This is a genomic window from Rhizobium sp. SEMIA 4085 (genome assembly GCF_013004495.1).
GTDB classification, from domain to species: Bacteria; Pseudomonadota; Alphaproteobacteria; order Rhizobiales; family Rhizobiaceae; genus Rhizobium; species Rhizobium gallicum.
This window is the reverse complement of record NZ_JABEPH010000716.1, coordinates 1-555: the sequence shown is the minus strand read 5'-3', so window position 1 is coordinate 555 and position 555 is coordinate 1. Positions and strand designations below refer to the sequence as shown.

Below are 555 nucleotides of genomic sequence, written 5' to 3'. Positions count from 1 at the left end.
CTGCTGTCTCATATATAAATTTCAGCAAGCTCAGCAGATAATAGCTGATTGCGATGATCGAAAAGCTTTCGACCGCGCGCTGGATCTTAACCTGCGTCGCCGCTCGATCCGCCATTGCCTGGATCTGCGTAGCGTTCTGGAATTCAATTTCGACCTGAATTCTGGTTTGTAACAGGTCGAGCAAGTGCATCGCAGCTCTTGATAACTGCTCGAGCCTCAACGCAGTTGCTTCGCAGGTGCGCACCGCCGGCTTGAATCGCCGCTCCACGAACGTACCGAAACGTTGATAACCTGGGACATGGGTTTCCCGTAAAAGCGCGATCCGCTCTTCAACAATTTTGGCGTAGGCAGCAGTTGCGCCGAACCTGTTTCTGGTCTCGGCGGTGGCCGAAATGATATGCGACGAGAGTACCGTAATCTCCTCAAGCAATTGCTTATGCTGATGAGCTGGCGTACTCAAGTTGCGATTGGTCAGCTGTACGAGGTCCGCGTCATATCCGCTGAGAAGAGGCGCAAGACGACGCGCCTCTGGCAATCCGAGCAGCGCCATTGACC

1 protein-coding gene is annotated in these 555 nt (G+C 53.7%); it reads right to left on the bottom strand.

Going from position 1 to position 555, the window contains the following annotated elements:
• Positions 1 to 555, bottom strand: a 555-nt coding sequence (locus C9413_RS32590) for a DUF3422 family protein (protein WP_170251659.1), incomplete at both ends; no start/stop codon positions are given.